The organism is Pseudomonas arsenicoxydans (genome assembly GCF_006438915.1).
In the GTDB taxonomy this organism is placed as follows: Bacteria; Pseudomonadota; Gammaproteobacteria; order Pseudomonadales; family Pseudomonadaceae; genus Aquipseudomonas; species Aquipseudomonas arsenicoxydans_A.
Genome location: NZ_RCZE01000020.1, coordinates 54,524 through 79,520, shown reverse-complemented (window position 1 = coordinate 79,520; position 24,997 = coordinate 54,524). Strand labels below are relative to the sequence as shown.

Genomic DNA, 24,997 nt, shown 5'->3' with positions numbered 1-24,997 from the left:
AACACACTATTGGAGTAAAGATATTGTCCAGACTCGCTGAATTTCGTGCAGCTGAAAAGGCCCTTCAGGAGCAGCTCAAGCAGCTGGAATCGCTGAAGAATGATGCCGGGCTCAAGAAAGAAATCGAATTCGAAGAAAAGCTCCAGGGGCTGATGAAAACCTACGGCAAGAGCCTGCGTGACATCATCGCCATCCTCGATCCGAACCCGGCAAAATCCGGTCTGCAACAAGCAAAAACGCCTAAAACCCGCCGCGCTCGCGTGGTCAAGGTCTATCAGAACCCGCACACCGGCGAACTGATTGAAACCAAGGGTGGTAACCACCGAGGCCTGAAGGCCTGGAAGGAACAATACGGTGCAGCCACTGTTGATTCCTGGTTGCGAGGCTAACAGCTTGCGGTTATAAAAAGCCCTGCCAATGCAGGGCTTTTTCATGGATACCTACTAAATGCAACGATCTGCCACGATCAACTCGCAACTTTCCGATTAACTTTGTGCTTAATGCCTTTGGGTATCTAAAAATGTCGGAAGCCAGCCAAATCTTCAGTCACGTAAAACCCCGACACTAAAGTTTCAAGCTGTTACGCAGCAGCTCGATTTCGTCCTGACTTGTCTTGTAAGCCTCGGCCTGTCCCGCGTAGGAAAGAACATAGGCTTTATCGGCATCCACTGCCCCCACCAATGTTTGCGACAGCACGTGTCGCCCGTTCTGGGTAATGGTGCAGGTTGTTTCCAGCGCCGACAGGCGGCTCAATGTCGCGGGATGTATTTTGTTGCAGACACTTTGATAGCCGCTTTGAAAGAAGTCTTTCTGCACCGCCTTGCGCATCTCAAGCAAAACGCCCTGCACATTCACTTGATGACCGCTCTCGACTTGAGTCATCGTCAACTCCATGACCATCACAGGCGTGCCGCTTTGATCGTTTTTGACCGCACGCTGACGGGAAACAGCCGGGTTCGCCCCTTCTTGCGCAAGGTTTTCGACTTCCCAACCACTGGGCCACGGCACTTGCGGCGCCTCTGCATGAGCGCTGGCCACTGCTGAAAAGACACCCAGCAGGACGAACATCGGCTTACAGAATCGAACCATTGCAATAAACACTCACGAATTGAACCGTAAAGTCTGAGCCTCGCCCGCCTGTCAGGCAATAGCAGACCGTTTGGGTTTGGTGATGTCAGAGCCCTTGCGTATCATTGTGACCATTCGTTAGCCCCACTTATTTTCCGGAGGGCCCATGAGCCTGCACGAATTGAACACCTTCCCAGGCGTCACCGCCCAACCTGACACCGCGACCCAGAAGTTCGTCTTCAACCACACCATGCTGCGGGTCAAGGACATCACCACGTCCCTGGATTTCTACACGCGCATCCTCGGTTTCTCACTGGTGGAAAAACGCGATTTCCCGGAAGCGGAATTCAGCCTGTATTTCCTCGCCCTGGTCGACAAGAACCAGATCCCGGCCGACGCCGCCGCTCGCACCGAGTGGATGAAGTCGATTCCCGGCATCCTCGAACTGACCCACAACCACGGCACCGAGAATGACCCTGACTTCGCCTATCACAACGGCAATACCGACCCGCGTGGTTTCGGTCATATCTGCATCTCCGTGCCGGACATCCGCGCGGCGTGCGAGCGTTTTGAAGCGCTGGGCTGCGACTTCCAGAAGCGCTTGAATGACGGGCGCATGAAGAGCCTGGCCTTCATCAAGGACCCGGATGCGTACTGGGTTGAAATCATCCAGCCTGCTCCGCTGTAAGCCCCACTACGAATCAAGTGTGGGAGCGGGCTTGCTCGCGAAAGCGGTGCGTCATTTGGCAAGGATTTTGACTGACACACCGCCTTCGCGAGCAAGCCCGCTCCCACATTTAATCTGTGTGAAGCACAAAAAACCCCATGATCACTCATGGGGTTTTGTGTTTTCAGCGTCAGCGTTTACGCCGGGGCCGAGGTCCGGATCAGGTGATCGAACGCGCTCAGCGAAGCCTTGGCGCCCTCGCCCACCGCAATCACGATCTGCTTGTACGGCACGGTGGTCACGTCACCGGCGGCAAATATGCCCGGCATCGAAGTTTCACCACGAGCATCGACGATGATCTCGCCACGTGGCGACAACTCGATGGTGCCCTTGAGCCAATCGGTGTTGGGCAGCAAACCGATCTGCACGAAGATGCCTTCGAGGTTGACCGTGTTGAACTCACCCGAATCGCGATCCTTATAGACCAGACCGGTCACCTTCTGGCCATCACCCTTCACTTCACTGGTCAGTGCGCTGGTAATGACAGTGACGTTCGGCAAGCTGAACAACTTGCGTTGCAACACCGCATCGGCGCGCAGCTTGCTGTCGAACTCCAGCAACGTGACGTGGCTGACGATACCGGCCAGGTCGATCGCCGCTTCAACACCGGAGTTACCGCCACCGATCACCGCCACACGCTTGCCCTTGAACAACGGGCCGTCACAGTGCGGGCAGAAACAGACGCCCTTGGCTTTGTATTCCTGCTCACCCGGCACGCCCATTTCACGCCAGCGCGCGCCAGTGGCAAGAATCAGCGCCTTGGTTTTCAGGGTGGCGCCGCTTTCGAAACGGACTTCGTGCAATTCGCCGGGATTCTTCGCCGGGATCAGCGCGGTGGCGCGTTGCAGGTTCATGATATCGACGTCGTACTGCTTGACGTGCTCTTCGAGAGCGCTGGCCAGTTTCGGCCCCTCGGTTTCCTGCACGGAGATAAAGTTTTCGATGGCCATGGTGTCGAGCACCTGCCCACCAAAACGCTCCGCCGCCACTCCGGTGCGAATGCCTTTACGTGCGGCGTAGATGGCCGCTGCTGCACCCGCTGGACCACCGCCGACGACCAATACATCGAAGGCTTCTTTGGCGCTGAGCTTTTCAGCTTGACGCTCGATGCCGCTGGTATCGAGCTTGGCGAGGATTTCTTCCAGGCCCATGCGGCCCTGGCCGAAGTTCACGCCGTTCAGGTAAACACTGGGCACCGCCATGATCTGGCGTTCATCGACTTCGGCCTGGAACAGCGCACCGTCAATGGCGACGTGGCGGATGTTGGGGTTCAACACGGCCATCAGGTTCAGCGCCTGGACCACGTCCGGGCAGTTCTGGCAAGACAGCGAGAAGTAAGTCTCGAAGCTGAATTCGCCTTTGAGTGAGCGAATCTGTTCGATCACTTCAACACTGGCCTTCGATGGGTGGCCGCCGACTTGCAGCAGCGCCAACACTAACGAAGTGAACTCGTGGCCCATCGGGAGGCCGGCAAAGCGCAGGCTGATGTCGGCGCCCGGGCGATTGATCGAGAACGATGGCTTGCGTGCATCATCACCGTTATCGAGCAAGGTAATTTGGGTGGAAAGACTCGCAACGTCTTTCAACAGGTCGAGCATTTCCCGGGATTTCGCACCGTCATCGAGGGAAGCAACGATCTCGATCGGCTGGGTGACCCGCTCCAGGTACGATTTCAACTGGGCTTTAAGATTGGCGTCCAACATACGGGCGATTTCCTTTCTGGTATTTCATGAAAAGCAGGCATAAAAAAACGCCCGAGCGAATCTCGCCCGGGCGTTTTTGAGGGCGGTTGCAGCTTACTGAGTAGGTGCGGCGTACCGCCCTGATGAAGCGCTCACAGACTTAGATCTTGCCGACCAGGTCCAGGGACGGAGCCAGAGTGGCCTCGCCTTCTTTCCACTTGGCCGGGCAAACCTGGCCTGGGTGAGCAGCGACGTACTGGGCAGCCTTGATCTTGCGCAGCAGTTCGGAAGCGTCACGGCCAACGCCGCCATCGTTCAGTTCAACGATTTTGATCTGACCTTCAGGGTTGATCACGAAGGTGCCACGGTCAGCCAGGCCTGCGTCTTCGATCAGCACGTCGAAGTTGCGGGAGATGGCGTGAGTCGGGTCGCCGATCATGGTGTACTGGATTTTGCCGATCGCTGGCGAAGTGTTGTGCCAGGCAGCGTGGGCAAAGTGGGTATCGGTGGAAACGCTGTAGATCTCGACGCCCAGTTTCTGGAACGCGTCGTAGTTGTCAGCCAGGTCTTCCAGTTCGGTCGGGCAAACGAAGGTGAAGTCAGCCGGGTAGAAGAAAACGACAGACCACTTGCCTTTCAGGTCAGCGTCCGACACTTTTACGAAGTCGCCATTTTTGAAGGCGTCAGCTTTGAATGGTTTAACGTGGCTGTTGATGATAGGCATCGATGACTCTCCGTCAGGGTTGAAAAGTTGGGTTAACAAGTTGATGGGGTGAATCCTACCCACTCGATCCCCGGATGGCTCATTGGCAAACCTCATGCTGCTGATTTGTTTTCGCTATTAGCCGACGGTATTAATAGAAGAAAACGTGATCTACAGCGCCAATGGCTTTTCCGCGAGCCGGGCCATACCCAGAAACGGGCTCGCTTCAACATAGCGCATAGCGGACTTCATATCCTTCCAGCCCACGTAACTCATCAACGACTTCAAGTCCCAACCACTCTGATGGGCCCAACTGGCAAAGCCACGGCGCAGGGAGTGACTGGTGTAGTGCTCGGCGGGAATGCCGGCACGCTCCAGGGCCTGGCGCAGTAGCGGGATGATGCTGTTGGCGTGTAACCCCTCCTCGCTCAAGTGCCCCCAGCGATCAATACCCCGGAACACCGGTCCGCGAACCAACGCAGCTTCGGTGATCCACTGGATGTAGGCGTTCACCGGGCATAGGCGCTGCAAAGCTGGGGTCTGGTAAGTCTTGCCGAGGTTCTCGCGGTCGCTCTTGGTTCGCGGCAAGTAGAGCGTGATGCCCGAACTGGCGATCGCTTGAACGTGCTCGATCTGAACACGGCACAGCTCATCACTGCGAAACCCGCGCCAAAACCCCAGGAGGATCAGCGCCATGTCGCGCCGAGCCCGCAAGAACGCAGGCTGATCCTGCATTGCCTTGGCTTCTGCCGCTTCCTTCTCCAGCCATGCGACCACTTGCTCCAGATGCTGCAGCTGCAGCGGTTCGGCCTGTTTTTCCTGAGCCGGGTGCAACGCACGAATCCCCTTGAAGACCTTGCGCACCACCGGCGCCTTGGTCGGATCGGGAAATCCCTGGCTGTTGTGCCACTGCGCCAGCGCCGACAAACGCAACTTCAGCGTGTTGATCGACAACGCACCTGCATACGCCACCAGATAGCGTGCGACGCTGTCGGCGGTGGCCGGCAGAAACCCGCCCCACGTGACTTCGAAATGCTCAATGGCAGCCCCGTAACTGCGCCGGGTGTTGTCGCGCGTGGCGGCCTGTAGGTATCGATCCAGCTCGGTCATCAGCTCAACTCTCTAAAACGTACCGCAATGGCGGGTGCAATCGCGCCGTGTGGCTCATCACGCGGGGTAATACCAGTATATCCCGCATGACAAACCGACATCATTTATCTTTATTTTTCAGATGGTACACTGCGTACTTTAGTGGCATGTACCACAGTACGAAATCGTAGGAGAACTCATGGCTCGTGGCGGCGTAAACAAAGCAGTGGTGCAAGCGGCACGGTTGGCGATCCTCGCCCGTGGCGAGAACCCAAGCATCGATGCAGTACGAATCGAAATGGGAAACACAGGCTCGAAAACCACGATTCATCGTTACCTGAAAGAACTGGATGATGGCCGTGAACGCGCCGAGCCTGTGGCAGAACCTATCGATGACGAACTGGCGGACCTGGTTTCACGCCTGGCCCAACGCCTGAAAGAGAAGGCCCAGGAACCTATCGACCAGGCACGCGAGCACTTCGACCAGCAGCGCAAAGCACTCGAAAGCCAGCTCACAGAGGCCCAGGAAGCCAATACCGAACTGCATCAGCAGTACGAGATGCAAAGCCTGGCGCTGACCCAGGAATCCGAATCATTGCAAGAAACCCGCTCCACGCTGCAAACCGAGCAAACCCGCAATGCCGGGCTGAATCAGGCGCTGGCCGGCTTCGAATTACGCTTGCAGGACAAGGACGAGCAGATTCGCTCACTGGAAGAAAAGCACCTGCACGCCCGCGAGGCCTTGGAGCACTACCGCAACGCCGTCAAGGAACAGCGCGAGCAGGAACAAAGCCGCCACGAAAGCCAGGTGCAGCAGATTCAGATGGAGTTACGCCAAGCGCAGCAAAGCGCGATGGTGCGTCAGGACGAGATCACTCAGTTGCACCGCGATAATGAGCGTTTGTTCACCGAAAACCGCGGTGCCCAGAGGGAGCTGAGCCTGTTGCAGGATCAACTCAAACACACCAATAGCCGGCAGGACCAACTGCTGGAACAGGTCAACCGCATCGACAGCGAACGCACCCTCCTCCAGGAACGCTTGCGCGTCGCCCTGCTGGAAAGTCAGTCGCTGAAACAGAGCGTCGACGAGCAGACGCAGGCTAACAAAGTACTGGAAATTGAATTGCTCAAGACTCAGGCGAGCCTCGATGAAAGCGTGCGCCTGGAGACTGCTGTTGTAACAGCGCCAGACGCAGCCAAGGACGATTAACCGGCGACAGGCGTACGCATGGTGACGAACTCTTCGGCGGCCGTCGGGTGCACGCCGATGGTTTCGTCGAAATCGCGCTTGGTCGCCCCTGCCTTCAAGGCAATCGCCAAGCCCTGCACGATCTCGCCGGCATCCGGCCCGACCATGTGGCAGCCCAACACCTTGTCGGTCTTGGCATCCACCACCAGCTTCATCAGCGTGCGCTCCTGACATTCAGTCAGGGTCAGCTTCATTGGTCGGAAGCGGCTTTCGTAGATCACCACCTCGTGGCCGGCTTCGCGAGCGTCTTCCTCGCTCAAACCAACGGTACCGATGTTCGGCAGGCTGAACACGGCGGTCGGGATCATCTTGTAATCCACCGGACGGTACTGCTCTGGCTTGAACAAGCGTCGTGCCACAGCCATGCCTTCGGCCAGGGCGACCGGCGTCAGTTGCACACGACCGATCACATCGCCGAGCGCCAGGATCGACGACTCAGCCGTCTGATACTGCTCATCGACCTCGACAAAGCCTTTCTTGTCGAGTTTGACGCCGGTGTTTTCCAGCCCGAGGTTATCGAGCATCGGACGCCGGCCAGTCGCGTAGAACACGCAATCCGCCTCCAGCTCGCGACCATCCTTGAGCGTCACCTTCAGGCTGCCATCAGGCTGCTTGTCGATACGTTCAATGTCGGAATTGAACTGCAGGTCCATGCCACGCTTGGTCAATTCTTCCTGCAAATGCTTGCGTACCGCACCATCGAAACCACGCAGGAACAACTCACCGCGATACAGCAACGTGGTTTGGGCGCCCAGCCCGTGGAAGATACCGGCGAATTCAACGGCAATGTAACCACCGCCCACTACCAGAACGCGCTTTGGCAGTTCCTTGAGGAAGAACGCCTGGTTCGAACTGATTGCATGCTCGTGCCCCGGGATTTCCGGGATCTGCGGCCAGCCACCGGTCGCTATCAGGATATTTTTAGCGGTGTGGCGTTCGCCATTGATCTCAACGGTGTGCGGATCGACGATTTTGGCGTGGCCTTCATGCAAGGTCACGCCGCTGTTGACCAGCAAGTTGCGGTAAATGCCGTTCAGGCGATTGATCTCACGGTCCTTGTTGGCGATCAGCGTGGCCCAATCAAACTGCGCCTCGCCCAGCATCCAGCCAAAACCGGACGACTGCTCGAAGTCTTCGGCGAAGTGCGCTCCGTAGACCAACAACTTCTTCGGCACACAGCCGACGTTGACACAAGTGCCGCCCAGATAGCGGCTCTCGGCCACGGCCACTTTTGCGCCAAAACCGGCGGAGAATCGCGCAGCTCGCACACCACCAGAACCGGCGCCAATCACATACAAATCAAAATCAAAGGCCATTTTCAATCTCCTCGGCAGGCAACCAGCATACCCGCAGGCGCTTATTGAGCAAGCTTCTACTGTTATACAGATGGACAACACAAACCGTTCGAGCCTTACGCTTTCGATCAATGGCATTCTGCCGGTTGAGCTTTTGGTAACCGCAGCGTGCGCCAGGCGATCAGAATCGCCATCAACGCCAGGCCGAAAGCGACCCACGAAACCAAAGCGATTCCACCTTCAAATGCACCTCCTGCCTGCTGCATCAATTGTTGTGCCTGATCACCCGCCAGACCTGACGCCACATGATGAGCACCAGACAGCGTCTCACTTGCAAGCGTCGTCTGAATGTCGCTCAAAAACGCCGGAAGATGCAGTTCTGCGCGGTAGCAGGCCGTGACCAGGCCGCCAAGCACGGTCGTTCCCAGCACCACGCCTACTTCATAAGCGGTTTCACTGATGGCGGAAGCGGCTCCCGCCTTTGCCGGTGGTGCTGCCGACAAGATCACGTCATTGGAAACCGTCGCAATAGCGCCTACGCCGATGTTCAGCAACGCGAACGCCGCTACCAACACCGCGAGGCTGCTGCCCATGCTGGCCACCAGCAAAAACGCCGCGCCGGCAAAGGCCATCAGCACCGGTATCAACACATGCACGGGTACCCGCTGTGCGACCGGCACGACTGCCATTCCGACCACGATCGCCATGATTTGCCCCGGCACCAACGCCAGACTCGCACTCAAGGGCGACATCTGAAGGACAATCTGCAAGAACTGAGTGGTGAAGAAAACGAAGCCGACGAGGAACGCAAGACTCATCAGGTTGATCAAAACAGACCCGCTGAAGGTGCCGTTGCGAAACAGGGTCATATCCATAAGGGGTACAGGAAGACGCAACTGCCGCCGCACGAACATCCAGCCCGCCAATGCACCGACCAAAAAGGTGCCCAGCACGACCCCGTCAACACCCTCGCTGGCGCCATGTTTGATACCGTAAACGATGCTACCCAGTGCGACCATCGACTGGAGAATGCTGATCGGATCCAGCGGGCCCGACGCATCACGCTGCGATTCCGGGAGCAATAGCGGCCCCAATACCAACAACGGGATCAGGACTGGTACCGCCAACAGAAAAATCGCGCCCCAATCAAAGAACTGCAGCAACACCCCACCCACCAAAGGCCCCAGTGCCGAACCGGCGGTCAACGTCGTTGCCCAGATCGCAACCGCCAGCCTGCGCTCTTCTCGATCTTCAAATACCGAACGTATCAATGCCAATGTGGAAGGCATCAGCATCGCACCGAAAACTCCCATACAAGCCCGCCCAATAATCAGCTGAATGGCCGTCTCGGAGTACGCGGTCAACACCGATACCACAGCAAACCCGAGCGACCCGATAAGCAACAATTTACGGTGCCCGACCCGATCACCCAGGCTACCCATCGACACCAGCAGCCCCGCGAGAACCAACGAATACGCGTCGATCATCCACAATTGTTGGCTGGCAGTCGGACGCAAGGCTTCCGCGATTTTAGGTAATGCGAAACCAAGCACGGTGTTATCAACCGTTACCAGCAGCACTGGCAACATCAATACGCCGAGGCTGAACCAGCGTCTTGATGCAGCTTTGCGGCGGGCAGACTCAATTGTTAAAACCATGGATTAAGGTCCTTATACAGAGGTAATTCCACGGGGCATTTTTCATGTCCCCGCGAAACGTTTTCCTACGGACTTCCCTGCCGTGTATGGATCAGTTCAGCAGTGAAAACACGTGCTGACAATCGACTGCCCCCGAATTCAAACGGCGGCCCAATGCATTTGAAACACCTTGGAGATCACAGCGAAACCCGTCGTAATCTTGGCTGCGAACACTCTCCGTCAAACGCTTCATTCCTTCCGCCAGTGCCTCACGCTGCTTGATGGCGTGGTCGTTTTCCAGCTGAATGTCCCAATAGACTTCGGGCGGATTCACCAGAACGCGAGACAATAATGCCATCATCGTGCGCATTGGCGGCGGCATCACTTCGAGCGCGCTTTCAAGATCCAGTGAGCACTTCGCCAGCGCCAGGCCGAAGCCAAGAATGGCGGCATGAGGCAATGCCTGACAAAGGGCCATCAGCTCGTCGTGGGCAACAGGCGTCATTCGCTTAATCTTTATTCCTGCACCGAGCAGGTATTGCTCGATAAAGGTTGAAGGCGAATCCTCCTCGTCCAGGCAAACAGCAACGGTACGCCCTTGAACAGAAAGCTTGGGCGAAAACATAGGGTTGATCCCGACAAAAGGCTGGCGGGATGAAGCATTCTTCAATGCTCGGTAAAAAGGCTCTTGAACAGAGCAGGTCGGAATAAATACTATCTTGTCCGAAACGGCCCCAAGCACCCATGGGATTGCCCGAATCGCGACACTTTCCGGCAGAGCAAAAACAATCGCCGTCGCCCCTTGAAAAATGTGCCCGGTATTGCTGAACGGGCTGGTGACATCGACCTCATGAAAACTACATTGCTGCTCTGGAGGCCTGCGATCCACAACGCGGACATTACATCCGTATTGGATAAGTATTCGGGTGATGAGGGACCCCACCAGCCCCGCTCCGCCCAACACGACTACCGTGTCATCCATCATGCTTCGCTCCCTGCGACAAAACTGTAATAAGGCACGCTTGCCTTGACCAATGTCTCTTCAAGTTCCTGCTGGGGATCTGAGTGCGCAACGATCGCACCACCGATGCCAAACGTCGCCTCGCCGTCTTGGAGAACAGCTGTGCGTATGACAATACTCAGCTCTGCCGCACCACTGAAAGATAACCAGCCCAACGCGCCAGAATAGATACCTCGTGCCGAGGATTCCAACACGTCAATAATTTCCATAGTGCGCTTCTTGGGTGCCCCGGTCATGGAGCCACCTGGAAAACAGGCGCGAATGGCCTCAAGCGTTGCCACTTCAGAGCGAAGGTGCCCGCGAACGGTGGAAACAAGTTGATGTACCGACGAGAAACTCTCGACCGAGAAAATTTCGGGAACATGTACGCTTCCCGGACGACACACCTGATTCAAATCGTGACGGACCAGATCGACGATCATCAGGTTCTCGGCTCTGTCCTTGGCTGAAACCAGAAGCTCATCGCGCAGCATCTGGTCTTCAGAAATCTGTTTGCTGCGCGGCCTCGTTCCTTTGATCGGCCGGGACTCGATCATTCCGCTGTCATCGATCCTGAGAAAAGTCTCCGGCGATGCACTGAGCACCGAGAACTGCGCAAATGAAAGATAGGCACCATAAGGTACCGGACTAGCCCGACGCATCCGCTTGTATGCACTCAACGGCGCACCGTCGTACGTCATTTTTGCCCGGTTGGTCAGGCAAATCTCATAAGACTCCCCATCAGTAATGTACTTCAAAGACCGGTTGATCTTGGTGATGTAATCATCCGGCCCATCTTCAAGCGATAGGCTCAATTGATCAACAGCACCTGGAACAAAGGCTCTGTCATGTAGCGCGGGCTTATCTTCAAGTTCAGTAACGTCGGGTAGAGTCGGCCAAACGGCCGCTTCTCCGGTGGCAGTGATCATGCACTGATAAGCTTTAGCTTCCTGATGATCAAAGACCAAAAAGTGCGGTGCAAACATAAATGCCGCATCCGGATAACCCGACCGATAGGCCTTATGCCCTCCCGTCAATCCTTTTAACTCATACCCCAGGTAACCGACGAAACCGCCCTTGAAACCGAACGGCAAGTACTGTGGAGTTGCGACCTGAACCGCTTCGAAAATCTGTGCAACCAGAGTGAAGAAGTCACCTTTGATGCTTTTTATGCCCCTGGGTCCTTCAAGCGCCAGGCATTCATCAGTGACATCGTACTCAAATCTGATGGCTCCATGAGTCACCCCACTGCCCATGATCGAGTAACGCGCATTCGGTCTATCCGATTTTTCGCTGTCGAGCCAGAAAGCGAAGCGGTCGCCTGCATAAAGAGATGAAAATACCGCCTGAGGATCCAGGTCCTCGGGGAGTTCACGGTAGGCGAGCTGCATATTCAGCTCGCCGCCCACTGCTACATAGGCGCTTTTTGACGATGCGCACTCTGCACCCGACTCCAGTCGGCGTCTCATACTCACATTGTGTTCAAGTGCCATGCGTATGAAGTTACTTAGCAACGCATGCCCATATTCCGAATGGATGGACTCCGGGTGGAATTGAACGCCCCAGATCGGTCTGGCAACGTGCTCGATTGCCATAACCACACCTTCGGACGTCCAGGCCGTACATTGAAGCTCTGCCGGCAGGCTCGTGCACATCAACGAGTGGTATCTAACCACCTCGAACTGCTCGGGCAAGTCGCGAAAAAGCCCTCTGCCTGAATGCGTGATGCGGCTGCGATAACCATGCACAGGACTGGGAGCATGCCCCACTGACCCGCCAAGAAATTGCGCAATACCCTGATGCCCCAGGCAGATGCCGAGTATCGGCACAGGAGAATGCAAAATGACGTTGCCACAGACACCAAAATCGTCCTCTTCAGCGGGATGTCCCGGTCCAGGCGACAGCACCACTGCATCATACTTTTCGATGCCGAGTTCGCTGTACGAAACAGAGTTTTTAACGATGTCTGCGCACACCCCCGTTACCTCGAACAGATATTGAGCAATGTTCTGGGTAAAGGAATCGAAGTTATCAATCAGCAGTATCTTCATGAGGAAAGGCCCCGGCTCAGACGCTGATTGATCAACAGGTCTTCCTGGGTACAGGTCTCCGCAATAATCAGCTTGAATATCGACTCGGTGTATTCCGGCCTTAGTCCTGAAGCCTGAGATCTGTCCTTAATCATTTCCAGCACATAGGAAATTCTCCCGGGCTGCATCATGGCAATACCATGTGCGGCTTTAAGCTCGGCAATACCCATGCACACCTTCATACGCTCCGAAAGCAGATCGACAACCTGCAGATTTATCGAGTCGAGCCTTTCTCGCAGCGGTTGCAAAATTTTTGACGCTCCTGCCTGTGATAACTGTCCATGTTGTTGCATTCATGCACCTCCATTAGCCAATTTCTGCAAGGTATTCGATAGTCAGACTTAAGCCGGCGCGCAGATAGTGGGTGTCCAAGTCCCATTTCTCGACAACGCTTGCAGGGCAGTCCCTAGCAACCTGATGTCTTGTTCACTGTGGTCGGCCGAAACTGCAAAACGCAGCATTGCCTTGCCTTTGGCGATGATTGGATAGAAAACCGGGAACAGCAGCATGCCTTGGTCCCGCAGGGCTCTCGCAGCCTGCAATCCGGCTTCCTCCGTTTCAAAGAAGGCTCCCCGAACTGGCGACTGGATACCTGCGTTGAGCAGTTGGTTGTCGGTAACCGCGTCTAAAAGGCTCACGTTTTTCCAGAGGCGCCGTTGCAGCACATCAATTTCTTCACTGAGATGAATTTGCGCAGAGGCAACGTTCGCCGCGAGCATCGGCAACATAATCGAATGGCCGAATATCAAAGGATTCGCAGATGTCTGAATGATCGCTACATCCTGTGGATCCGACATCACAACAAAACCACCCGCGCCGCCAAAGGCTTTGGAAAGTGACCCGGCCAAAATGACGTTTGGCGGCAACGAATGATCTACCGCAAAAAACGCATAACCCGCGCCATGTCGGCCGACAATCGAAATACCGTGCGCATCGTCTACATACAGATATCCCTGCGCAGACTCCAACTGCTGGGAAAGCTCGGCGATGGGCACCAAGCCACTCATCGAGCCAATGCCGTCAATCAAGAGCACTGGGGTTTCACCCCTATTCGCGCACCCTTTCAGCGTAACGGCCATCAACTCCGGGTCCGTCGACTCGACCCTGGAAACAGACCCGAATTGCTCCAGAATCCCCCTTAGAACCTGCATCGAAGCATGGGCGGTTTTATCCATCAGCCAATGCACTCTCTTTCTAACGGGATAACCTGACAGTGATCCACTGCCCAACAAGGGCAAAACACCTAGATGAACACTGCTGGTGGAGGTGAACACTGCAACCGCGCTACCTCTATAAACCTGGCCTAGCAGGTCCTCCAGTTGCGGCAGGTAAGCTGGACGCATCGCACTTCGAGAAGAAGACAGATGCAGTCCGCAAGTGTCGAGAGCCCGGTGCGCGGCATCGATCAGTGCAGGATGGGTTTCCAACCCCAAGTACGAACAGGACACAAATTCGGTGTACACACCTCCTTCTTGCAGGGTGAGTTTCTTGCCTACACGACTCGCAACGGTAAAACCTGTCAGCCCTTCCTCATAAGCGTTTGTCAGAGCACCGGTGGTGTTGCCACGACGAATACTCATCCAGTCTTGCTTGACTCGCACATCCATTGCTAAAGCTCCTGTCCAGAAATCACTGAGGTTTGCGGCCGATTGTCATTACCGAGCTGCCCGAGGCATCGGACTCGTTCTTGTCGATCACTGTTTGTATGTCAGTCAGGTCATTGCGCCTGAACAGTTCTCGCACCGCTTCGGCCTGATCTTCGCCGTGCTCCATGACCAACCAGCCATCGCGAACGAGTATCTGATCGGCGAGAGAAATAATCTGCCTGATCAGCTCAAGACCATCGGCCCCGGAGTAAACAGACGCTTGAGGATGATGCTCACCCCATTCAGGCAACAGCTCCTGAGCCTGCGGAACGTAGGGAGGATTAGCCACAATCAGGTCGATCTGATGAGTGAAATGCGCCAACGCCTGATCGTCGCGAATATCTGCCTGCAAGCAACTAGCCTGTACGCCCTTACAGGAAAGTCGATCGATGTTGCGTTTGAGGTACTGAACGGCTATCGGGTCAAACTCTACACAAGTGACGTTGAGATCAGGCCTGCGTCGCGCAATCGCCAGACCGATTGCGCCACTGCCCGCACACAGATCCAGCACCTTTGAGCCTGGCCGCAGCTCCGCACTGCTCTCAATCCATTTGTGAATGACCCTGCTGTGGGGACGCGGAATAAATACCCCGCTTCCGACTTCCAGTGGCATATCGTCAAAGTCGACCGTGCCGACGATATGCCCGAGCGGAATTCGGTTGCATCGCTCCTGGACGGCCAACATGAACTCTTCCAGCGCTCGCCCCTTATCCGCCCGCTCGATAAAGCGATCCACAAGGCAACTTAAGTCATCTTCGAGACTCCAGACTCCGGACTCTTGCAACATAGCCCGCGCCTGATTAATAGCGAGGTATTCGCGATCAGTAAGGCTCATGACCACTCCCGATAATACTGAGAGAGTCTATTCAGGATCGACTCGTAGAGATAAGAGAACGCCACTAATTCCGGTGGAGGACTAAACGCCGGGTGCAAACCATCTATCAACTGTTGATAGTTACGCGACAACCCCTCATCCAACAGCGGAAACCAATAAGGCTTTATATCCCAGCGATACTCATAGCCCGTCGCAAACATTTGCTGCACCGTTTCTTTTACAGTGGCTTCTCGAGTAAATCCGGTTAGCGGAGCGCGCACCGGCGTAAAAGGACTGAGATCAAGACCGATATGTTTCAGGCCGGTCAAGCAATCAGCTATATAGCTTGCCAATAATGGAGACTGATGTAACCCGTCCCGATAAGTGCCTGTTGCGAGCCAGAGCCCCTCTATGCCGCACTCACCAATCAATGGGAAACCGTCTGCGGGGATCGGCCTGTTACCAACCTGGATAGAAATGACGTCGGCGCCGTGAAGATCCAGACTCAACTGATCAACTGCGCAATCAAGCAAGAATTGTACGTCCGAAACCAGCGCATGTTTCTTCGGCTGCTCGGCGATAATATTGGTCGCGCCCAGGTATAAAATCCCATCGCCACGAGGGACGCAGTGCAGGCCACAGGCAAACGCACGGTTCGGCGTGCGAATGACTGAGCTAGGCAGCTCGCTCCCTTCCGGCATTTTCACCAGGATGGACACGCCATAGCCACTGAACAACGGTGGAATTTTCTTTACCACATCGTCGAAATGGCTCAGCAGATCCAGAGAATGGACGCCTGCGGCGACAATCACTTTACGGGCCCAGAGCACCTCCCCACTGCTCAACTCTACGCCCGTAGCTACACCACCCTCCGCCAGTACTCGCTGGGCATTCTCATTTTTCAGAGTGCCCCCTTCAGCGACAAAAGCTGCATCTAGTTTTTCCAGCAGCAAATGGGCGTTCACTGAATGTTCGTTCGGAATGTACAACCCTCGCAGGGGACGAACGAGATGATTGGGCTTGATCCACTCCATCTTGCGTGGATCAATGACTTCGTACGGTTCGCCGTACTCACTCAGGGTGTTTTCGATGGTGTCGTAGTTGACACTGTCAACTTCGTCCATGCCCGCCGTATTGAGCAGAACATGAGTCCCCATCGCGGTGAACAGGGATGTCGCGTTGCCAGAAGAAGTAGCCAGACGCTCTGCCCAAACTGGCCATAATTGCTGAGCCTGTCGATCCATATCCAGCTTCAGTCGGCCAAAGTCACTTGCCAGTAATCCGCTGGTGACCTCACCAAAACATCCGTTCATTGCACCGGCAGCCCTTGACGCTGCGTTTGCACGATCCGTTTCACCGACCCGACAGACATTTAAACCTCGCGATGACAATTCATACGCGATTGAACCGCCAACAGCGCCAGCACCTACAACAATGACGTCGAACTCCATGTCTTGACCTCAAGATATACATACGACCCAAGAGAATTTAATTCCCGCCTTTTAAAAACAAAACATTTCTATAATTTAGTTACATTGCTGTTCAACAGAGCATGTGTTTCATATTGTATCTTTGAAATACTTTCACACATTCAGCCAACCAAAAAGCAACGCAGACCAACAAAGACTGACACTAACTAATCGGTTAGCTCTCGTTACTCAGATCAAAAGTCTCGACGCAAAAAAATCAAAATAAAATTTTAAGTTACAAATAATCAAGAAATAATTAGCTATTAGCCACAACTGCCCTTAGATAGAAAAAATTGAAAATAATTTTCCTTTTTGCACAAACGCAAACGCCCCGAACAAGTCGGGGCGTTTGTTTTATGGCGTCACACGATTCGAACCGTGTGACGAACTTACAACCGGATCAAGCGCTATCAGTAAGCCTTGCCAGTCTTGTAGAAGTTCTCGAAGCAGAAGTTGGTCGCGTCGATGTAGCCTTCAGCGCCACCGCAGTCGAAACGCTTGCCTTTGAACTTGTAGGCCATCACACAGCCGTTCTGGGCTTGTTTCATCAGGGCGTCGGTGATCTGGATTTCACCACCCTTGCCTGGCTCGGTTTGTTCGATCAGGTCAAAGATATCCGGGGTCAGGATGTAGCGACCGATGATCGCCAGGTTCGACGGTGCATCTTCTGGCTTTGGTTTTTCGACCATGCTGTGAACGCGGTAGATATCGTCACGAATCATCTCACCGGCAATAACGCCGTACTTGTGAGTTTCTTGTGGGTCGACTTCCTGAATGGCGACGATCGAGCAGCGGAACTGCTTGTACAGCTTGACCATCTGGGTCAGAACGCCGTCACCTTCAAGGTTTACGCACAAGTCATCCGCCAGCACCACGGCGAACGGTTCGTCGCCGATCAGCGGCCGACCGGTCAGGATCGCGTGACCCAGGCCTTTCATTTCGGTCTGACGGGTGTAAGAGAACGAGCAGTTGTCGAGCAACTTGCGGATACCGACCAGGTATTTCTCTTTGTCGGTGCCCTTGATCTGGTTTTCCAGCTCGTAGCTGATGTCGAAGTGGTCTTCCAGGGCGCGCTTGCCGCGGCCTGTGACGATGGAAATTTCGGTCAAACCAGCGTCCAGAGCTTCTTCGACGCCGTACTGGATCAGTGGCTTGTTTACCACCGGCAGCATTTCTTTGGGCATGGCTTTAGTCGCTGGCAGGAAGCGAGTACCGTAACCGGCTGCTGGGAACAAGCATTTCTTGATCATATAAGTCCTTGAAAGGGCTGTGTGTACGAGTTTCGGCGCAGTCTAATCAGGCGGCGTGCACCTTACAATGCCCCGCGCTGGCTAACCGATGCCAACATAGAGAAATATTCTCGCGGATAGTTCCGCACATCGCTGCACAGATCCTTCGGCAGCTTCTAATTGATAGCAGATAACCCGGAACCTGCACTGGCGATCCGACCAGACATGCAATCGCACCACCATACGCCCATCAGCACTCTCTGGGTGCATTTGGCGCTATCATGGCGCAATTGAACAAGCCAACGAGGCAGATAGATGTCGGAAGCAAAAAGCGTCAACGGGTTCCTGATCAAACAGAAAGACGGCCAATGGTGGATAGAGAACTTCGGCGGCACCGAGACTATCACCGGACCGTTCTCTACCGAAGCAAAGGCGATTGAGGTCGCATCCGTATTGGAGCTTGAACACCCAGCACCCGCCAAACGCCGCGGTAAAGACAAGACTTGATCTGAACCGGTTTTTGACCAGGCCCTGCTTCGTGCAGGGCTTTTTTTGTGATTACACAAAAGGAAGTGGCCCTTCGCTATAACCTTTTAATGCAAGCGCTGTCACAGGCTTAACCTCCCTCATCCTGACGACGACAATGACATGACTAAATTTTTGCCTCTGATTGCAGTATTGGCCTTGAGCGGCTGTGCCACCTCGGAACCGGCTTATCTGAAAAACGGCGAACAGGGGCTGGCCATCGACTGCTCCGGTGAAGCCAACTCGTGGGCCACCTGCTACGAAAAAGCCGATGCCTCTTGCGCTGGCACCGGCTACCGGATCGTCGGGACCGATGGCACGCCGTCAACCAAGGAAAGCGACAAGACCCTTGGCGTCGACGTTGGCAACTTCAAGAACCGCAGCGTCGTGGTGGTCTGCAAGTAAGACCGACACTACATGTGAATTTCAGCAAATTTGATCCCGAGACCGCGCACGGTCTCGATCAAGTCGTCGAGACTACTGAAAGATTCGACTTCGTCGTTATCGTCCACCAGAAAATAACTGCGCCCGGCGCTTTTTTTGAAAAACACGATCCACTCCCCTGGATTCGCCGGATTCTGAATCACATGGGTGGCAGAGATGTGACCCTCTGCATGCCGCTCCCGAACCTGCTCTCGCTTCATGCCTGACTCCAGAAATGACAATGCCGTCAAAGCACAGCCTTGACGGCATCGATGTAGATTGTCGCCAGTGTATCAGCCGGAAATACAGGTATTCGCGGCTTTCTGCACATCCTTGGGGCGTACCGGCACATTGGACATGCGCTCATGCAGCTTGATGCTGCTGCCACTGGAGCGCTCTTCAATGTCAAACACGGCAGCCGGGGCCGACGAGAACTTCGCCGGAACGATCACGCGCACCCCGTCTTTGTGTGGCTCAACTTGCAAAGCTCCACGGCTATCGGCTAGTTGCTCAACCAGGCACTGGGCGTACTCATGGGGCTTCTTGCCTGAGATCACGTTCATGGTCGGCAGCGTCTCGTTGATCTCCGAAACGCTGGCGCAGCCACTCACGACCAACGCCAATGGCAGGACTAACACACCCCACTTCATACAAAACCTCCGATAAAGACCCTCGGACAGCACAAATGCTGATTTTCTCCGAGGCGCACCGCTTTTATCGCCCACAGAATTCCGAATAACTGTTTTTAATTGTCAAAGCGAACCCTGACGACCCGATAATAACCTGTCCGGGCTGATAAACTGCGCCAATCGCCCATGCTATCGTTTTGATTTTGTAGAAAAAGCCCTTCTGGAGGCGCCTCATGAAATTTATCCACCAGCGCGAGCACCTCAATGAAGACGACATCGTCGTCATCCAGTGCTCCCAAATGTGCAACATCCGCTTGATGAACGACGCCAACTTCCGCAGCTTCAAGAATGGTGGTCGTCACACCTACCACGGCGGCGCGTTCGATACTTTCCCGGCCCGGATTACCGCGCCGAGCACCGGTTTCTGGAACATCACCATCGACACGGTCAACCGCCGGCCGATCAGCGTGACCCGCAAGCCGACCCTGACTCACTCGATCAAGATCATTCGTCGCTCCAGCACGAAACTGAGCTGAGCAACGTCCGCACAGGAAACAAGGCAGGTATGACCGTGGCTCAAACGACCAAGTACGTCATCAAATACAAACTCAACGGCGAACGCCGCTTCGAGTTTGCCCAGCTTGAAAAAGGCACCGCCGAAGAAGCCAAGGCCGCGCTCGATGCCATTCATGGCCAGAGCGATGATGTCATTAGCGAAATCAGCGTCAGCAAAGCACTGTAACAGCCCCCGGAGCGACCACATGGATGTCTGCTCCCGTGCCTGAAGTTTGACCGCAAGCGCCGGAGTGTTCGCCCCGCCCTCGCTGCCTAGACTGGCCACCTCAACCTTGGGTTAAGGAGTCAGAACATGCTGGAGCAACAACTCGATCAGGATGGCTGCGCCATTATCAGATCGCTCCTGAGTACCGAAGCCTGCGACGAGATCAGCGCCTTTTACGCGCAAGCCGGGCTTTTTCGTTCACAGGTGATCATGGCTCGTCACGGCTTTGGCCGTGGCGAGTACAAGTACTTCAAATACCCTCTGCCGGATCCCGTCGCTCGATTACGCAACGAGCTCTACCCCGGGCTGGTGCCGATTGCCAATCGCTGGCACGAATGCATGGGCCTGCCAACGCGTTTTCCCGCCACGCACGAAGCCTTTTTGCAGCGCTGCCATGCCGCCGGTCAGGAACGCCCAACACCCTTGTTGCTGCAATATGGCCCGCAGGACTACAACTGCCTGCATCAGGATCTGTACGGCGAACACGTCTTCCCGCTGCAAGTGGCGATTCTTCTGTCAGAGCCCAATGAAGATTTTACCGGCGGTGAGTTCGTGCTGACCGAACAGCGTCCGCGCATGCAGTCACGCCCTCTGGTCATGGACCTGAAGAAAGGCGATGCCTTGATCTTTGCCGTCAGCCAGCGCCCGGTAAAAGGTGTTCGCGGGTATTACCGGGTGAACATGCGCCACGGCGTCAGTCGCCTGCACAGTGGAAAACGGCATACCCTTGGAATCATCTTTCACGATGCGTTATGAGCCATGAGCCCTTTCAACCTGGATTTGTTTGGCGACACGGAACCCGAACAGCCGCCCCGGCGCGAGCAAATCGGTGCGCAGGCCTGCGTCTTGCGCGGCTTTGCCCTGCCCTGGCTGGAATCTTTACTGACTGCACTTGAGGGGGTTTTGACGGTCGCGCCGTTTCGGCAGATGGTCACCCCCGGCGGCTTTACCATGTCGGTAACCCTGAGTAGTTGCGGCGCCCTGGGTTGGACGACCGACCGAAGCGGCTACAAATACACACACAATGACCCGCAGACCGGACAGCCCTGGCCGAGGATGCCTGACGTATTTTTCGAGCTGGCACAAGCGGCGGCACGCGAAGCGGGATTTGCGGATTTTGTTCCTGATTCCTGCCTCATCAACCGCTATGTCCCCGGCGCGAAGATGTCTTTGCACCAGGATAAAGACGAAGGTTCCTACGCAGCACCGATCGTTTCGGTATCGCTAGGGTTACCGGCGACGTTCCTGTTCGGCGGTTTTGAACGCAGTGATAAAAGCCAGCGTGTGCCGTTGTTGCATGGCGATATTGTGGTCTGGGGTGGTGTCGACCGTTTGCGCTATCACGGCGTATTGCCGATCAAGGATGGGCATCATCCGAGGCTGGGCGAACAACGCATCAACTTGACCTTTCGTACGGCCGGATGATGCATTCGAATTTGACCGCAAGACCCGGAGTGCCGCGTCCTTCCCGCCTGATTAATCTGAATGAAACGGGTCAATGGAACTACAGACATGACAACTCATTCGACTAAAACAGCTAACGAAATCGATCCTCGCTGGGCCGCCGTCGTAGCGCGCGATCCGGCCGCAGACGGGCTGTTTGTCTACGCGGTAAAAACCACCGGTATTTATTGTCGTCCGAGCAGCCTGGCGCGCCTGCCGAATCCGCAGAACGTCGAGTTTTTCGATACGCCGGAGCAAGCCCAGGCGGCGGGATATCGCCCCAGCAAGCGGGCGGCAAAAGACCAAAGTGATGTTGCCGCCCAACATACTGCCACCGTGGCCGCCGCCTGCCGGCACATCGAAACCGCCGAAAATCTGCCACCGCTCAATGAACTGGCGGACGCAGCGGGCCTCAGCAGCTTCCACTTTCACCGAGTGTTCAAAGCCGTCACCGGGCTAACCCCCAAGGGTTACGCCACCGCTCATCGCTCGCGCAAGGTGCGTGATCGTCTGGCGGATGGCGGCTCGGTCACCGACGCCTTGTACGACGCCGGTTTCAATTCCAACAGTCGTTTCTATGAAGCGGCGGATAACCTGCTCGGCATGAAGCCGGGCGACTATCGCGCTGCCGGGCAAAACAACGACATCCGCTTTGCCGTTGGCCAGTGCTCCCTGGGGGCCATTCTGGTAGCGCAAAGTGAACGCGGGGTGTGTGCGATTCTGCTGGGGGATGATCCGCATCAGCTGGTCTGCGATCTGCAGGACAAGTTTCGGCGTGCCAATCTGATCGGTGCCGATCATGAGTTCGAGCAGCTGATTGCCCAGGTCGTAGGGTTTATCGAAGCGCCCGCCCTTGGCCTGGATTTGCCACTGGACGTGCGCGGCACCGCATTCCAGGAACGCGTCTGGCAAGCCTTGCGCGAGATTCCCGCTGGCCGCACCGCGAGCTATGCCGAGATCGCCCAGCGCATCGGGTCGCCCAAGGCTGTGCGCGCCGTGGCCCAGGCGTGCGGCGCGAACAGTCTGGCGGTGGCGATCCCTTGCCACCGCGTGGTGCGTAGCGACGGCAATCTGTCGGGCTATCGCTGGGGGGTTGAGCGCAAGCGCCTGTTGCTGGAACGCGAGACGCGCTGATCAGCGATTGACATCGACCACCACGCGCCCGCGCAATTGCCCGGCGAGCAGGCGCGGCGCGGCTTCGATGGCTTCGCTCAAACCGATTTCATGACTGATCAGCGGCAGCAGCGCAAAGTCCAGATCCTTGGCCAGTCGATTCCAGGCCAGTACGCGTTTGGCTTTGGGCTGGGTCACGCTGTTGATCCCGGCCAAGGTCACGCCGCGCAGAATGAAGGGGGCGACTGACGCAGGGAAGTCCATGCCTTGGGCCAGACCACACGCGGCGACCGTGCCGTCGGCCTTGGTGCTGGCGCAGGCATTGGCCAATGTGTGGCTGCCGACCGAGTCAATGACCGCCGCCCAACGCTCCTTGGCCAGCGGTTTGCCAGGCTCGGATAAGGTGGCGCGGTCGATGATTTCACTGGCGCCCAGCTGTTTCAGGTAATCGTGTTCGGAGGTGCGGCCCGTGGAAGCGACGACGCGGTAGCCCAGCTTGCTCAGCAGCGCGATGGCGAAACTGCCGACACCGCCGTTGGCACCGGTGACCAGCACTTCGCCTTGATCCGGTGTCACACCATTATGCTCCAGCGCCAGAATACTCAGCATTGCCGTGTAGCCGGCGGTGCCGATGGCCATCGCTTGGGCGGCGGTAAATTCCTTTGGCAGGGGGATCAGCCAGTCACCCTTCAGGCGCGCCTTCTGCGCCAATCCACCCCAATGCCCTTCGCCCACGCCCCAGCCATTGAGGACGACTTGATCACCGGACTTGTAGTCCGGGTGATCGCTGGTTTCGACCGTGCCTGCCAGATCGATCCCCGGCACCATTGGGAATTTACGCACCACCGGGCTGCTGCCGGTGATTGCCAGGCCATCCTTGAAGTTCAGCGTGCTATACGCCACTCGAACCGTCACATCACCCTCGGGCAGTTGATCGTCATTGATCTCTTGCAGTGTGGCCCGATAACCGCTGTCGTCTTTGTCGATCAAAATACCCTTGAACATCGTCGCCTCTCAATTGAGTCAATCTGCTGGTGGAGCCCATGAAATACCACATGGAAACATCTCGCCATACAAGACTTTAAGCTAGGCGAGCCAAAAGTCGACTGGCCCTGCACCCGTGATAGCTGGTAAAAAAACGGCTCTACCGTCCCTGCCCTGTTTTGATGTCGGAGAACTATTCAAATGAGCCAATGGCCAGACACGCGCATTCTTGACCTGCTCGGGATCGAACTGCCAATCATCCAGGCCCCCATGGCCGGCGCCAATGGCTCGGCCATGGTCATCGCCGCGAGTAACGCCGGTGGACTGGGCTCGATGCCCGCTGCCTTGCTAAGCATCGAGCAATTGCGCGAAGAGCTGAAGACGATTCGCCAGCACAGCCAGCGTCCGTTCAACATCAACTATTTCTGCCATCAACCTCCGGCCCCGGATGAGCAACGCGCCCGGGACTGGAAGAACCTGCTGGAACCTTACTACCGGGAACTGGGCGCCGATTTCGATGCGCCGACTCCCGTTTCAAACCGAGCGCCGTTCGATGCCGCTGCCTGCGAGCTCATCGAAGAGTTTCGCCCTGAAGTGGTCAGTTTTCATTTCGGTCTGCCGGAAAAATCCCTGCTGGACCGGGTAAAAGCCACCGGTGCAAAAATTCTCTCCTCGGCCACCACAGTTGAAGAAGCCGTGTGGCTCGAACAACGTGGCTGTGACGCAATCATCGCCATGGGTTACGAGGCCGGTGGTCACCGCGGGATGTTCCTCAGTACCGATCTAAGCAGCCAGGTGGGGACGTTTGCCTTGGTGCCGCAGATTGTCGATGCGGTGAGCGTGCCGGTGATAGCCGCCGGCGGGATCAGTGATGCGCGTGGCGTTGCGGCGGCCTTCTTGTTAGGCGCTTCGGCAGTGCAGGTGGGCACGGCTTATTTGTTCACGCCGGAAGCCAAGGTCAGCACGTCTCACTACAAAGCCTTGCGCACGGCCAAAGAAAGCGAGACCGCCGTCACCAACCTTTTCACCGGCCGCCCGGCACGTGGCATTCTCAATCGGGTGATGCGTGAAATCGGCCCGATCAGCGATAAAGCGCCGAAATTCCCACTCGCCGGCGGTGCGCTGATGCCGTTGCGAGCCAAGGACGAAGCGGATTTCAGCAACCTCTGGGCCGGGCAGGCGTTCAGGCTGAGCGTTGAAATGACGACAGCAGAATTGACCCGACGCTTGGCGGATGAAGCACTGGCCAAGCTACTGCGTCGATAAGCCCAACCCCTGTAGCAACTGCGTCAGTTGCTACAGGTCCAGATGAAGGCATAAACCAACACATTCCGTTTGCAGGCATTCCGCTATATATTCAGCTATATAGCGTTTCGCCCCTTGCTGCATTTGCCTATGACG

Annotated in this window: 27 protein-coding genes; 11 read left to right on the top strand and 16 right to left on the bottom strand. The window is 56.0% G+C overall.

The window, feature by feature from the left end; genetic code table 11:
* The first annotated feature begins 23 nt into the window (after positions 1–23).
* On the top strand, positions 24–389 hold the full coding sequence (locus tag EAH78_RS30305) for a histone-like nucleoid-structuring protein, MvaT/MvaU family (RefSeq protein ID WP_027922999.1): 366 nt from the start codon (positions 24–26) through the stop codon (positions 387–389).
* Between the two features lie 175 nt (positions 390–564).
* On the opposite strand, the gene EAH78_RS30300 is transcribed toward EAH78_RS30305, so the two are convergent.
* Entirely contained in the window at positions 565–1,089 is a 525-nt protein-coding gene (locus tag EAH78_RS30300) for a DUF4946 domain-containing protein (RefSeq protein WP_140671839.1), read from the bottom strand.
* A gap of 145 nt (positions 1,090–1,234) precedes the next feature.
* On the opposite strand from EAH78_RS30300, the gene gloA reads away from it, so the two are divergent.
* Positions 1,235–1,756 (top strand): lactoylglutathione lyase, encoded by a 522-nt coding sequence (gloA, locus tag EAH78_RS30295; RefSeq protein ID WP_140671827.1) that lies wholly within the window; start codon positions 1,235–1,237, stop codon positions 1,754–1,756.
* A 176-nt stretch (positions 1,757–1,932) separates the two neighbouring features.
* Here the strand turns inward: gloA and ahpF are convergent, their stop codons facing one another.
* From ahpF to EAH78_RS30280, 3 genes are all read right to left on the bottom strand, one after another.
* The gene (gene ahpF / locus EAH78_RS30290) at positions 1,933–3,498 is read right to left on the bottom strand and encodes an alkyl hydroperoxide reductase subunit F (protein WP_140671825.1); all 1,566 of its coding nucleotides are present in this window, start codon (positions 3,496–3,498) and stop codon (positions 1,933–1,935) included.
* Between the two features lie 139 nt (positions 3,499–3,637).
* Positions 3,638–4,201, bottom strand: coding sequence for an alkyl hydroperoxide reductase subunit C (ahpC, locus tag EAH78_RS30285; RefSeq protein WP_027922996.1), 564 nt, complete (start codon positions 4,199–4,201; stop codon positions 3,638–3,640).
* A 150-nt stretch (positions 4,202–4,351) separates the two neighbouring features.
* Positions 4,352–5,290 carry a site-specific integrase gene (locus EAH78_RS30280; protein ID WP_140671823.1) on the bottom strand — a complete coding sequence of 313 codons (939 nt, stop codon included), beginning with the start codon at positions 5,288–5,290 and terminating at the stop codon, positions 4,352–4,354.
* Between the two features lie 178 nt (positions 5,291–5,468).
* On the opposite strand from EAH78_RS30280, the gene EAH78_RS30275 reads away from it, so the two are divergent.
* Complete coding sequence (locus EAH78_RS30275; RefSeq protein WP_140671821.1) at positions 5,469–6,479, top strand: DNA-binding protein; 1,011 nt, start codon at positions 5,469–5,471, stop codon at positions 6,477–6,479.
* On the opposite strand, the gene gorA is transcribed toward EAH78_RS30275, so the two are convergent.
* The 9 genes from gorA to galU all read right to left on the bottom strand — a co-directional run bounded on the left by gorA (position 6,476) and on the right by galU (position 17,719).
* A complete protein-coding gene (gorA, locus tag EAH78_RS30270) occupies positions 6,476–7,834 on the bottom strand; it encodes a glutathione-disulfide reductase (RefSeq protein WP_140671819.1) in 1,359 nt (452 codons plus the stop codon). The genes EAH78_RS30275 and gorA overlap by 4 nt on opposite strands.
* Before the next feature lie 107 nt (positions 7,835–7,941).
* The gene (locus EAH78_RS30265) at positions 7,942–9,471 is read right to left on the bottom strand and encodes an MFS transporter (protein WP_140671816.1); all 1,530 of its coding nucleotides are present in this window, start codon (positions 9,469–9,471) and stop codon (positions 7,942–7,944) included.
* A 91-nt stretch (positions 9,472–9,562) separates the two neighbouring features.
* On the bottom strand, positions 9,563–10,435 hold the full coding sequence (locus EAH78_RS30260; protein ID WP_140671814.1) for a prephenate dehydrogenase dimerization domain-containing protein: 873 nt from the start codon (positions 10,433–10,435) through the stop codon (positions 9,563–9,565).
* Positions 10,432–12,501 carry an aminodeoxychorismate synthase component I gene (gene pabB / locus EAH78_RS30255; protein ID WP_140671812.1) on the bottom strand — a complete coding sequence of 690 codons (2,070 nt, stop codon included), beginning with the start codon at positions 12,499–12,501 and terminating at the stop codon, positions 10,432–10,434. The genes EAH78_RS30260 and pabB overlap by 4 nt, the downstream gene beginning before the upstream one ends.
* A complete protein-coding gene (locus EAH78_RS30250; RefSeq protein WP_140671810.1) occupies positions 12,498–12,833 on the bottom strand; it encodes a chorismate mutase in 336 nt (111 codons plus the stop codon). Before EAH78_RS30250 ends, pabB begins: the two co-directional genes overlap by 4 nt.
* A 48-nt stretch (positions 12,834–12,881) precedes the next feature.
* The gene (locus EAH78_RS30245) at positions 12,882–14,147 is read right to left on the bottom strand and encodes an aminotransferase class I/II-fold pyridoxal phosphate-dependent enzyme (RefSeq protein WP_140671807.1); all 1,266 of its coding nucleotides are present in this window, start codon (positions 14,145–14,147) and stop codon (positions 12,882–12,884) included.
* Positions 14,148–14,169: 22 nt separating this feature from the next.
* The gene (locus EAH78_RS30240) at positions 14,170–15,021 is read right to left on the bottom strand and encodes a HemK/PrmC family methyltransferase (protein ID WP_140671805.1); all 852 of its coding nucleotides are present in this window, start codon (positions 15,019–15,021) and stop codon (positions 14,170–14,172) included.
* Positions 15,018–16,451, bottom strand: a complete 1,434-nt coding sequence (locus EAH78_RS30235) for an NAD(P)/FAD-dependent oxidoreductase (protein ID WP_140671803.1) — start codon at positions 16,449–16,451, stop codon at positions 15,018–15,020. The genes EAH78_RS30240 and EAH78_RS30235 overlap by 4 nt, the downstream gene beginning before the upstream one ends.
* A gap of 428 nt (positions 16,452–16,879) precedes the next feature.
* Entirely contained in the window at positions 16,880–17,719 is an 840-nt protein-coding gene (gene galU / locus EAH78_RS30230; protein ID WP_010460715.1) for a UTP--glucose-1-phosphate uridylyltransferase GalU, read from the bottom strand.
* Positions 17,720–18,013: 294 nt separating this feature from the next.
* Between galU and EAH78_RS30225 the strand changes: the two genes are divergently transcribed.
* Both EAH78_RS30225 and EAH78_RS30220 read left to right on the top strand, forming a co-directional pair.
* Positions 18,014–18,205, top strand: a complete 192-nt coding sequence (locus tag EAH78_RS30225) for a hypothetical protein (protein WP_140671801.1) — start codon at positions 18,014–18,016, stop codon at positions 18,203–18,205.
* Positions 18,206–18,346: 141 nt separating this feature from the next.
* The gene (locus EAH78_RS30220) at positions 18,347–18,628 is read left to right on the top strand and encodes a hypothetical protein (RefSeq protein ID WP_140671799.1); all 282 of its coding nucleotides are present in this window, start codon (positions 18,347–18,349) and stop codon (positions 18,626–18,628) included.
* Between the two features lie 8 nt (positions 18,629–18,636).
* On the opposite strand, the gene EAH78_RS30215 is transcribed toward EAH78_RS30220, so the two are convergent.
* A complete protein-coding gene (locus tag EAH78_RS30215) occupies positions 18,637–18,867 on the bottom strand; it encodes a hypothetical protein (protein ID WP_140671797.1) in 231 nt (76 codons plus the stop codon).
* Positions 18,868–18,939: 72 nt separating this feature from the next.
* Positions 18,940–19,296, bottom strand: coding sequence for a hypothetical protein (locus EAH78_RS30210; protein ID WP_140671795.1), 357 nt, complete (start codon positions 19,294–19,296; stop codon positions 18,940–18,942).
* 212 nt (positions 19,297–19,508) lie between these two features.
* Between EAH78_RS30210 and EAH78_RS30205 the strand changes: the two genes are divergently transcribed.
* The 5 genes from EAH78_RS30205 to ada all read left to right on the top strand — a co-directional run bounded on the left by EAH78_RS30205 (position 19,509) and on the right by ada (position 22,633).
* Positions 19,509–19,811: a DUF1883 domain-containing protein gene (locus EAH78_RS30205; RefSeq protein WP_016984992.1), complete on the top strand. Its 303-nt coding sequence runs from the start codon at positions 19,509–19,511 to the stop codon at positions 19,809–19,811.
* A 29-nt stretch (positions 19,812–19,840) separates the two neighbouring features.
* Positions 19,841–20,017: a hypothetical protein gene (locus EAH78_RS32215; RefSeq protein WP_161599713.1), complete on the top strand. Its 177-nt coding sequence runs from the start codon at positions 19,841–19,843 to the stop codon at positions 20,015–20,017.
* Positions 20,018–20,143: 126 nt separating this feature from the next.
* Entirely contained in the window at positions 20,144–20,812 is a 669-nt protein-coding gene (locus EAH78_RS30200; protein ID WP_140671793.1) for a 2OG-Fe(II) oxygenase, read from the top strand.
* Positions 20,813–20,815: 3 nt separating this feature from the next.
* On the top strand, positions 20,816–21,481 hold the full coding sequence (alkB, locus tag EAH78_RS30195; protein ID WP_140671791.1) for a DNA oxidative demethylase AlkB: 666 nt from the start codon (positions 20,816–20,818) through the stop codon (positions 21,479–21,481).
* A gap of 87 nt (positions 21,482–21,568) precedes the next feature.
* Complete coding sequence (gene ada, locus EAH78_RS30190; protein WP_140671789.1) at positions 21,569–22,633, top strand: bifunctional DNA-binding transcriptional regulator/O6-methylguanine-DNA methyltransferase Ada; 1,065 nt, start codon at positions 21,569–21,571, stop codon at positions 22,631–22,633.
* Here the strand turns inward: ada and EAH78_RS30185 are convergent, their stop codons facing one another.
* On the bottom strand, positions 22,634–23,617 hold the full coding sequence (locus tag EAH78_RS30185) for an MDR family oxidoreductase (protein ID WP_140671787.1): 984 nt from the start codon (positions 23,615–23,617) through the stop codon (positions 22,634–22,636).
* 180 nt (positions 23,618–23,797) lie between these two features.
* On the opposite strand from EAH78_RS30185, the gene EAH78_RS30180 reads away from it, so the two are divergent.
* Positions 23,798–24,862: an NAD(P)H-dependent flavin oxidoreductase gene (locus EAH78_RS30180; RefSeq protein WP_140671784.1), complete on the top strand. Its 1,065-nt coding sequence runs from the start codon at positions 23,798–23,800 to the stop codon at positions 24,860–24,862.
* The last annotated feature ends 135 nt before the right edge of the window (positions 24,863–24,997 follow it).

What these genes read in the sequence shown, in the direction of transcription:
- EAH78_RS30300 (WP_140671839.1), bottom strand. Translation starts at nt 1,089, where the DNA reads ATGGTTCGATTCTGTAAGCCGATGTTCGTCCTGCTGGGTGTCTTTTCA.
- gloA (WP_140671827.1), top strand. Translation starts at nt 1,235, where the DNA reads ATGAGCCTGCACGAATTGAACACCTTCCCAGGCGTCACCGCCCAACCT.
- ahpF (WP_140671825.1), bottom strand. Translation starts at nt 3,498, where the DNA reads ATGTTGGACGCCAATCTTAAAGCCCAGTTGAAATCGTACCTGGAGCGG.
- ahpC (WP_027922996.1), bottom strand. Translation starts at nt 4,201, where the DNA reads ATGCCTATCATCAACAGCCACGTTAAACCATTCAAAGCTGACGCCTTC.
- EAH78_RS30280 (WP_140671823.1), bottom strand. Translation starts at nt 5,290, where the DNA reads ATGACCGAGCTGGATCGATACCTACAGGCCGCCACGCGCGACAACACC.
- EAH78_RS30275 (WP_140671821.1), top strand. Translation starts at nt 5,469, where the DNA reads ATGGCTCGTGGCGGCGTAAACAAAGCAGTGGTGCAAGCGGCACGGTTG.
- gorA (WP_140671819.1), bottom strand. Translation starts at nt 7,834, where the DNA reads ATGGCCTTTGATTTTGATTTGTATGTGATTGGCGCCGGTTCTGGTGGT.
- EAH78_RS30265 (WP_140671816.1), bottom strand. Translation starts at nt 9,471, where the DNA reads ATGGTTTTAACAATTGAGTCTGCCCGCCGCAAAGCTGCATCAAGACGC.
- EAH78_RS30260 (WP_140671814.1), bottom strand. Translation starts at nt 10,435, where the DNA reads ATGATGGATGACACGGTAGTCGTGTTGGGCGGAGCGGGGCTGGTGGGG.
- pabB (WP_140671812.1), bottom strand. Translation starts at nt 12,501, where the DNA reads ATGAAGATACTGCTGATTGATAACTTCGATTCCTTTACCCAGAACATT.
- EAH78_RS30250 (WP_140671810.1), bottom strand. Translation starts at nt 12,833, where the DNA reads ATGCAACAACATGGACAGTTATCACAGGCAGGAGCGTCAAAAATTTTG.
- EAH78_RS30245 (WP_140671807.1), bottom strand. Translation starts at nt 14,147, where the DNA reads ATGGATGTGCGAGTCAAGCAAGACTGGATGAGTATTCGTCGTGGCAAC.
- EAH78_RS30240 (WP_140671805.1), bottom strand. Translation starts at nt 15,021, where the DNA reads ATGAGCCTTACTGATCGCGAATACCTCGCTATTAATCAGGCGCGGGCT.
- EAH78_RS30235 (WP_140671803.1), bottom strand. Translation starts at nt 16,451, where the DNA reads ATGGAGTTCGACGTCATTGTTGTAGGTGCTGGCGCTGTTGGCGGTTCA.
- galU (WP_010460715.1), bottom strand. Translation starts at nt 17,719, where the DNA reads ATGATCAAGAAATGCTTGTTCCCAGCAGCCGGTTACGGTACTCGCTTC.
- EAH78_RS30225 (WP_140671801.1), top strand. Translation starts at nt 18,014, where the DNA reads ATGTCGGAAGCAAAAAGCGTCAACGGGTTCCTGATCAAACAGAAAGAC.
- EAH78_RS30220 (WP_140671799.1), top strand. Translation starts at nt 18,347, where the DNA reads ATGACTAAATTTTTGCCTCTGATTGCAGTATTGGCCTTGAGCGGCTGT.
- EAH78_RS30215 (WP_140671797.1), bottom strand. Translation starts at nt 18,867, where the DNA reads ATGAAGCGAGAGCAGGTTCGGGAGCGGCATGCAGAGGGTCACATCTCT.
- EAH78_RS30210 (WP_140671795.1), bottom strand. Translation starts at nt 19,296, where the DNA reads ATGAAGTGGGGTGTGTTAGTCCTGCCATTGGCGTTGGTCGTGAGTGGC.
- EAH78_RS30205 (WP_016984992.1), top strand. Translation starts at nt 19,509, where the DNA reads ATGAAATTTATCCACCAGCGCGAGCACCTCAATGAAGACGACATCGTC.
- EAH78_RS32215 (WP_161599713.1), top strand. Translation starts at nt 19,841, where the DNA reads ATGACCGTGGCTCAAACGACCAAGTACGTCATCAAATACAAACTCAAC.
- EAH78_RS30200 (WP_140671793.1), top strand. Translation starts at nt 20,144, where the DNA reads ATGCTGGAGCAACAACTCGATCAGGATGGCTGCGCCATTATCAGATCG.
- alkB (WP_140671791.1), top strand. Translation starts at nt 20,816, where the DNA reads ATGAGCCCTTTCAACCTGGATTTGTTTGGCGACACGGAACCCGAACAG.
- ada (WP_140671789.1), top strand. Translation starts at nt 21,569, where the DNA reads ATGACAACTCATTCGACTAAAACAGCTAACGAAATCGATCCTCGCTGG.
- EAH78_RS30185 (WP_140671787.1), bottom strand. Translation starts at nt 23,617, where the DNA reads ATGTTCAAGGGTATTTTGATCGACAAAGACGACAGCGGTTATCGGGCC.
- EAH78_RS30180 (WP_140671784.1), top strand. Translation starts at nt 23,798, where the DNA reads ATGAGCCAATGGCCAGACACGCGCATTCTTGACCTGCTCGGGATCGAA.